The 8361-nt window shown below is 69.2% G+C and carries 5 protein-coding genes and 1 pseudogene; 3 read left to right on the top strand and 3 right to left on the bottom strand.

Going from position 1 to position 8361, the window contains the following annotated elements:
- A pseudogene (locus tag VF106_RS20240) lies at positions 1-448 on the bottom strand (MMPL family transporter); the annotation flags it as partial.
- Between the two features lie 159 nt (positions 449-607).
- Between VF106_RS20240 and VF106_RS20235 the strand changes: the two are divergent.
- Positions 608-1717, top strand: a complete 1110-nt coding sequence (locus tag VF106_RS20235) for a S8 family peptidase (RefSeq protein WP_330841324.1) — start codon at positions 608-610, stop codon at positions 1715-1717.
- Here VF106_RS20235 and VF106_RS20230 read toward each other — a convergent pair.
- Positions 1714-3315, bottom strand: a complete 1602-nt coding sequence (locus VF106_RS20230) for a serine/threonine protein kinase (protein ID WP_330841323.1) — start codon at positions 3313-3315, stop codon at positions 1714-1716. The genes VF106_RS20235 and VF106_RS20230 overlap by 4 nt on opposite strands.
- A gap of 89 nt (positions 3316-3404) precedes the next feature.
- Between VF106_RS20230 and VF106_RS20225 the strand changes: the two genes are divergently transcribed.
- Together VF106_RS20225 and VF106_RS20220 are read left to right on the top strand one after the other, a co-directional pair.
- Positions 3405-4463: a hypothetical protein gene (locus VF106_RS20225; RefSeq protein ID WP_330841322.1), complete on the top strand. Its 1059-nt coding sequence runs from the start codon at positions 3405-3407 to the stop codon at positions 4461-4463.
- A 95-nt stretch (positions 4464-4558) separates the two neighbouring features.
- Entirely contained in the window at positions 4559-7933 is a 3375-nt protein-coding gene (locus VF106_RS20220) for a pyruvate carboxylase (protein WP_330841321.1), read from the top strand.
- On the opposite strand, the gene VF106_RS20215 is transcribed toward VF106_RS20220, so the two are convergent.
- Positions 7913-8275 (bottom strand): hypothetical protein, encoded by a 363-nt coding sequence (locus VF106_RS20215; RefSeq protein ID WP_330841320.1) that lies wholly within the window; start codon positions 8273-8275, stop codon positions 7913-7915. The genes VF106_RS20220 and VF106_RS20215 overlap by 21 nt on opposite strands.
- Positions 8276-8361: the final 86 nt, after the last annotated feature.

Genomic DNA, 8361 nt, shown 5'->3' with positions numbered 1-8361 from the left:
CTTTCTGGACGGCGGCGGTCTGGTCGAGGAGCACGCCGACGTTGTCGCTCGCGGTGTCCTCGTCGCCGGCCATCGTGACCGGCACGAGCAACGCGGTGCCGTCCCGCGACGGGACCGGGTCGCCGACCGAATCGACTTCGTCGAGTGCCTCCATGCGCCGCTTCGCGTCGGCCGCGGCCGATTGCCCCTCGGCCTGGTCGAGTCGCCCTTCCCTGGCGGTGATGAGCACGTTCTCCCTGGAGTGCTCCTCGAAGTCTCCCTCGGCCACGATCGTCGTGGCGCGGCCGGCCTCGCCGATGGCCAGGTCCTCGTCGGTCGCGTTGTTGGTGCCGGCCCACCCGCCCCCGGCGAAGCACACCGCGACGAACACGACCCACAGGCCGATCGCCCGCCACGGATGCGTCGCGCTCCACCTCGCGACGCGCACCGTTACTGGTTGCGTGCGCACTGGTGCCCCCTTTCCCCTTGTCTGGCAACGGTCCTGATGGTCTTGCGTGGACGTGTGCCGGCACACGGGTGCGTGCCCCCGTATCGGGGGTAGGGCTAGCCACAGGTGGCAACTGGTGAATCTTGATCCCATTTGCGTAATCGCGTAACGACTGTGGGTATGAACCTGCGAAAAATGGTGGCGAGGGTGGGGGTCGCGTGTCTGCTCGCGACGGTGTGGGCGGTGCCCGCCGAGGCATCTCCTGAACGCGCTTACATTGTGGTGTTGGACGGGGATGCGGGGGCTTTCACGCACCGGTTTTCGTCCGTGACGCACGTCTATTCGGCGGCGCTGCACGGATTTACGGCGCGGTTGACGGAAAAAGAGGCGTTATCGCTGGCTCGCGAGTCCGGTGTGGACGCTGTCGTGCCGGACACGCCGGTGCACGCGCTGGGGGAGCAGGTGAACCCGCCGTCGTGGGGGCTGGACCGGATCGACCAGCGTGACCTGCCGCTGGACGGGGTGTACCGGTATCCGAACGAGGCGCCGAGCGTGACCGCGTACGTGATCGACACGGGTGTGCGGAAGACGCATCAGGACTTCGGTGGTCGGGTGGCGGGTGGTTACGACTTCGCGAACGACGACGCGGATCCCGCCGACGGCAACGGGCACGGGACGTTCATCGCGGGGATCATCGGCGGCGCCACGTACGGGGTGGCGAAGAAGATCAAGATCGTGCCGGTGAAAGTGTTGGGGGACAACGGCTCCGGTTCGATGTCGGACGTGATCGCCGGGATCGACTGGGTGACCGCCAACGCCGTGAAGCCCGCGGTGGCGAACGTCAGCCTCGGCGGGGCGGCGAACGCGGCGCTGGACACGGCGGTGCGCAACTCGATCGCGTCCGGGGTGAGCTACACGGTCGCGGCGGGCAGTTCCGCGTCGGACGCGGCCAACTTCTCGCCGGCGCGGGTGGCCGAGGCGCTGACCATCGGGGCGAGCGACATGCGGGACTGCCTGTCGTCGAGCACCAACCGCGGGGCCGTGGTGGACATGTTCGCGCCGGGAGTGCGGATCGTCGGGCCGTGGGGAACGAGTGACAGCGCTGTCGCGACGCTGACGGGCACGTCGCTGTCGGCGCCGCACGTCGCCGGCGCGGTGGGGATCTACCTGGAGGACAACCCGACGGCGTCGGCGGCTGCCGTGTCCGCGGCGCTGGTCACGGCGTCCACAAAGGACAGACTGTGCAACGTGCCGATGGGGACGGCGAACCGGTTGCTGTATGTCGGTTAGGTGATGATCTGCCAGGTCCCGTCTTCGCAGATCACGTGATCGCCGACGGGGGAGTAGTCCTTGTCCCCGTCGGCGGTGCACGACTCGCCGGGGAACGGGCCGTCGGCGTTGGACTTGGGGAATCCCGTGGCTGGTTCTTCGACCCAGTGTTGTGCGTCGGCGCCGTTCGGGGTGCGCTGGCAGCGTTCCCTGCCGTTCCGGCCCTGGCGCACGGTCGTCCGCTCGACGCGGCTGCACGGTTCCACGAGCGTGGGTTCCCACCGGCTGGCGCCCACTGGTCCGCTGGTGCTCGCGCCGGAGGCCGACGGTTGACCGGAAAGGGTGCGGTGGTTGGCGGCCCACCAGAGCGTTCCGGCGCCACCGGCGAAGGCCAGGACGACGACGAGGAGCACGACCCGCGTGAACCTCCGACGCCGCCGCGCCGTGCGGCCGGCCTTCGCGGAAGTGGCTGAGCCACTGGGTGGACGAGTGGATGAGCCAGTTGGCGCCGGGGAAGTGGCTGAGCCACTAGGTGGCTGAGTGGATGAGCCAGTGGGTGGCTGAGTGGATGAGCCACTCGCGGGGGCGGCGAGCTGTGGAGGCGGGCTGTTTGGGCTGAGGGTGGCCTGATGTTCCTGCGTCAGGACGGTCGCGCCGCCGTCGATGGGGAGGCCTACCAGATTCAGTGGGGCGTGCTCGGTGTCGAGGGCTTCCGCCGGCGCGGAAGGCAGTTCGGTCGTCGACTGCTCCGGACCCTCTGGGGTCCAGCCAGGCGGGACGGAGGCCAGCAGATCAGCGGCCACGACCGTCGTCAGGTCGCCTCGGGAGCCGGGTGGGCACGCGGCCAACAGCGCCTCTCGTGCCTGTGTGCTGTCCGTGTACCGGCGTGTCGGATCCGGGTCGGCCAACCGTTGGAGCACGGCCGTCAGTCGAGGCGGCACGTCCGGCGGGACCGGTACCTGGTCGCGCCACGAGGACGGCATCGTCGGGGAGGCGTTGCTGTAGTGGACGAGCCGTCGGCCGGACAGCAGCTCGGCCGCCAGGACACCCACGGCGAACAGGTCGGTGGCCGGGGACGGCTGGTGGCCGTCGAGGTACTCCGGGGCCAGGTAACCGGGTGTGCCGATCGCCGCGCCGACGCCTGTCATCGACACTGTTCGCCACGTCGCTATGCCGAAGTCACCCACCAGTAGGTGAGGTCGGGTGGGACCGTACGAGCGGAGCAGCAGGTTCGCCGGTTTCAGGTCGCGGTGCACCACGCCGGTCGCGTGGAGAGCGGCCAGCGCCGCAAGGATCTGGTCCACCGCCTCCGCGACCCAGCCCCACGGGAGCGCACCCGTTCGGGTGATCAGTGCTCGAAGCGAACCGCCCCGGGCCAGTTCTGTGATCAGCCACGCCTGGTCGTCCGCCAGGCGGAAAGCGAGCGTGCGGACCAGGTGGGGGTGGGACACCCGGATCCGGGACTCGATCACCATCCGCAGTAGACCGAGTTCGTCCTGGCCGGTGAAACGTTTGCACGCCACCCAGCAACCGTCCACTCGGTCCCATGCCAGGTGCACCTCGCCGAAGGCGCCGGACCCGAGCGGCAGTACCCGGGTCCACCGGTCCAGATCGTCCACGGCACCAGAGGCTACTGACCGGCACGATGTCGCAACCGTCAGCCGACCGCATGCGTCGGAGGCGCAAACGAGAAGAACTGAGGGGAAGCATGCGCAGGGCACTCGCACTACTGACCGCGGTCGTCGCGCTCCTTGCCACGGCCTGCGCCAGTGGCACGGAGGGCACGCCGGTCGCCACCAAGCAGGCCAAGACCACCAAGACCAGCAGCGCGCCGTTCGACGGAGAGCGGCTGCGGGACGGCGAGGTAGTCCAGGTCGACAAGCTCGACGGCATCCGCCTCGACTCGCCCGACGACGGGCGGCTCCGCAGCTACGGGGTGGCCGTGGACGTGGTGGACTTCGGCACCGGGGACGTGGTCGAGGCCGACATCGACAGCGAGTATGGCGCCGGTGAGGACTCCACCCTGCTCGCTTTCCGCCTCCGCGTGACGCCCTTCACCGACGAGGACCTCAGCGACAAGGTCAAGGCCACCGTCTCAGTCGACGGGCGGCAGCGCAGCCTGCCCGGGTTCGAGTACACAGTGAACGATCAGAACGAGGACCAGACCCTCTCCTACCTCGTCGCCGTTCCCGATGACCGCCGCGAGGTCGAGCTGGAGCTCAAGTACGCCGACCTCGCCCAGCAGTTCGACCTCCTGGAGGGCGAACGCGTCGGCGAGCAGCCGGCGATCCTGTACCGCTCCGCGGACGCACCGTCGGTCTATGTGGAGAACCTCACGCCGCAGAAGATCGATGTGACCAATGAGGATGGTGAGGTCGGCACCTATGTCGTCGGGGTCACGCGGGCCGAGCTCACGTACTTCGCCCCCCGGCTGGCGGATGTACCGGGCGACACGGACAAGGCGTGGTTGATCGTCACCTATGAGCCGACCGGCGAAGGGGTGCTCGAATCCAACCCGTCCGCGACCCACTGTGTGGTGCCGTTCGCCGACTTCAACCTGGCCGACGACAAGGGCGGCGCCTACCCGGTCGTCGACAAGCACTCGACGATGAAGGAGTACGCGTCGGAGCAGACCCTCGTCTTCGAGGTGCCTGCCACGTTGAGCGACGCCACGTTCACGCTGAAGTCGGCGGGGTTCCGCTGCGCCGACGGCGGTGTCACCGCGTCAGGCACCGCCACCGTCGAGATGACCCTTCCCGAGGACTGACAGAGGCACCCATCACGTGGGACTTCGCTCCCGACAGGCGGGAACTTCCGGGTAACGTTTCCGGAAGTTCCCGACCCCCTGACTGGAGGTACGGCATGTTCCGCAAGGTGCTCGTCGCCAACCGCGGCGAGATCGCCATCCGGGCCTTCCGCGCCGGATACGAGCTGGGCGCCGGCACGGTTGCCGTCTTTCCCCATGAGGACCGCAACTCCGCGCACCGCATGAAGGCCGACGAGGCCTACGAGATCGGTGAGCCAGGTCACCCGGTCCGCGCCTACCTCTCCGTCGAGGAGATCATCAAAGCCGCTCGCAAGGCCGGCGCCGACGCCGTCTATCCCGGCTACGGCTTCCTCTCCGAGAACCCCGAGCTCGCGCGTGCCTGCGAGGAGGCCGGGATCACATTCGTCGGGCCGTCCACCGAGATCCTCGAGCTGACCGGCAACAAGGCCCGCGCCGTCGCCGCCGCCCGCGAGGCCGGCATCCCGGTACTCAGGTCGACCGCGCCGTCAGCCGACCTCGACGAACTGCTCGCGGCCGGCGAGAAGCTGGGCTTCCCCTTGTTCGTGAAGGCCGTCGCCGGCGGTGGCGGGCGCGGCATGCGGCGGGTCCTGGAGGCCAGGGCACTGCGTGAGTCGCTCGAGGCGGCCATGCGCGAGGCCGAGTCCGCGTTCGGTGACCCGACCGTGTTCCTTGAGCAGGCCGTCGTCAACCCGCGCCACATCGAGGTGCAGATCCTCGCCGACGGCGCGGGCAACGTGATGCATCTGTTCGAACGCGACTGTTCGGTGCAGCGCCGCCACCAGAAGGTCATCGAGATCGCGCCCGCGCCCAACCTCGATCCCGAGCTGCGCGAGCGGATCTGCGCCGACGCGGTCAGCTTCGCCAGGCACATCGGCTACCGCAACGCCGGCACCGTCGAGTTCCTGCTGTCCGAGGACGGGCAGCACGTGTTCATCGAGATGAACCCGCGCATCCAGGTCGAGCACACGGTCACCGAGGAGGTCACCGACGTCGACCTCGTCCAGTCCCAGCTTCGCATCGCGAGCGGCGAGACCCTCGAAGACCTCGGCCTGTCGCAGGACGCCGTTCGTCTGCGGGGCGCCGCACTGCAGTGCCGTATCACCACCGAGGACCCGGCCAACGGCTTCCGCCCGGACACCGGTTCCATCAGCGCCTACCGCTCGCCAGGCGGCGCCGGCATCCGCCTCGACGGCGGCACCGTGTCGCCCGGCACCGAGATCAGCGCGTACTTCGACTCGATGCTGGTGAAGCTGTCCTGCCGTGGCCGTGACTTCCCGGCCGCCGTGGCCCGCGCCCGCCGCGCCGTCGCCGAGTTCCGCATCCGCGGTGTGGCGACGAACATCCCGTTCCTGCAGGCGGTGCTCGACGACGCGGACTTCATCGCCGGCCGGGTCACCACGTCGTTCATCGAGGAGCGGCCGCACCTGCTGACGGCTCGCAGCTCGGGCGACCGCGGCACCCGTCTGCTGTCCTACCTCGTGGACGTCACGGTCAACAAGCCGCACGGCGACCGGCCCAACGTCATCGATCCGGTCAAGAAGCTGCCGGACGTCGAGCTCGGCACGCCGCCGGACGGCTCCAAGCAGAAGCTCACCGCGCTCGGCCCGGAGGGCTTTGCCCGTTGGCTGCGGGAGTCGAAGGCGGTCGGCGTCACCGACACGACGTTCCGCGACGCGCACCAGTCGCTGCTCGCCACCCGGATCCGCACCAAGGACCTGCGCACCGTCGCGCCGTACGTCGCGCAGCTGACGCCTGAGTTGCTGTCGGTCGAGTGCTGGGGCGGCGCCACCTACGACGTCGCGCTGCGCTTCCTGCACGAGGACCCCTGGGAGCGGCTTGCCGCGCTGCGTGCCGAGATGCCGAACCTGTGTCTGCAGATGCTGTTGCGTGGCCGCAACACCGTCGGGTACACGCCGTACCCGACGGAGGTGACGAACGCGTTCGTGGAGGAAGCGGCGAAGACGGGCATCGACATCTTCCGCATCTTCGACGCGCTCAACGACGTCGAGCAGATGCGGCCGGCCATCGACGCCGTGCTGTCCACCGGAACGGCGGTCGCCGAGGTCGCGCTCTGCTACACCGCCGACCTGTCCGACCCGGGCGAGCGTCTGTATACATTGGACTACTACCTGAAGCTCGCCGAGCAGATCGTCGGCGCCGGCGCACAGATCCTCTGTATCAAGGACATGGCCGGGCTGCTGCGCCCGCCCGCCGCGCACCGGCTCGTCACCGCGCTGCGCAAGGAGTTCGACCTGCCGGTCCACCTGCACACGCACGACACCGCGGGCGGCCAGCTGGCGACCTACCTCGCCGCGATCCAGGCCGGAGTGGACGCCGTCGACGGTGCTACGGCGTCGATGGCGGGCACCACGTCACAGCCGTCGCTGTCGGCCATCGTCGCCGCGACCGACCACAGTGAACGCGAGACCGGGCTGAACCTCAAGGCGGTGTGCGACCTCGAGCCGTACTGGGAGATCGTGCGGAAGATCTACGCGCCGTTCGAGGCCGGGCTGCCAGGCCCGAGCGGGCGCGTGTACACGCACGAGATCCCAGGTGGACAGTTGTCGAACCTGCGCACGCAGGCGACCGCACTCGGCCTCGCCGACCGGTTCGAGCAGATCGAGGCGACCTACGCCGCCGCCGACCGGATGCTCGGCCATCTCATCAAGGTGACCCCGTCGTCCAAAGTGGTCGGTGACCTGGCGCTGCATCTCGTCGGCGCCGGCGTCGACCCGAAGGAGTTCGAGGCCGACCCCGGCAAGTTCGACGTGCCGGCGTCGGTCATCGGGTTCCTGCGCGGCGAGTTGGGTGACCCGGCCGGCGGGTGGCCGGAACCTTTCCGTACCAAGGCGTTGCGCGGCCGCCCGCCTGCGGCGGAGCCACCAACGCTGTCCAAGGAGGACATCGACGGGCTGGCGAACGAGCGGCGCAAGACGCTGGACCGGCTGCTGTTCCCGGCTCCCGCGCGGGAGTACCTGGCGCACCGCGAGCAGTTCAGCGACACCTCGGTGCTCGCGAGCAAGGACTTCTTCTACGGGTTGAAGCCTCGCACCGAGTACCCGGTGGACCTGGAGAAGGGCGTGCGTCTGCTGATCGAGCTGGAGGCCATCGGCGAGGCGGACGAGCGCGGCGTGCGGACGGTCATGGCGAACCTCAACGGTCAGCTGCGCGCGATCCCGGTGCGGGACCGGACGGTGGCGTCGGACCTGCCGGTGGCCGAGCGCGCGGACCGGAGCAACCCGAACCATGTCGGCGCGCCGTTCGCCGGTGTGGTCACGCTGACGGTGCGCGAGGGCGACAAGGTCGACGCGGGCGACACCGTCGCGACGATCGAGGCCATGAAGATGGAGGCCTCGATCACCGCACCGAAGGCGGGGACCGTGGAGCGCGTGGCGATCGGCTCGGTGCAACAGGTGGAGGGCGGCGACCTACTCGTCGTGCTGTCGTAGCCCGCTGTGGTGGGCCGGTACGGGACCGGCCCACCACAGGCGGGAGGTGATGTAGGGGCCGTCCCGGAACAGCCGCATCGCGCTCTCCACGGACCGGGCGATCCTCATCCCGCCGTCGACGTCGACGGCGACCGCTCGGTCACCGAACCACAGGCCCCATCCGGCCACGTGGGCGTCCACCCGCTCGCCGTACTCCTGGACGACCGCGAAGAGTCGCGGCGCCGCTTCGTTCACCATCTGCCGGACCAGCTCGGTGAACTCCTGCTCGTCGCACAGCGGCGGCTGGGTCGACGGGTCCACATCGGACGTGTCCAGCAGGTGCCTCGGTGGATCGGCTGACATCGGACCTCCTTACGGATCGTGTCGGTGTGCTCACGCGCTACAGTAGGCATATTCCGAATGTAAGCCAAGTGGCTTATACGACATCG

The sequence above is a fragment of the Actinophytocola sp. genome (assembly GCF_036378875.1).
Taxonomy (GTDB): Bacteria; Actinomycetota; Actinomycetes; order Mycobacteriales; family Pseudonocardiaceae; genus Actinophytocola.
Note: the sequence above shows the minus strand (reverse complement) of the source record. Positions and strands in the feature narration are given on the sequence as shown.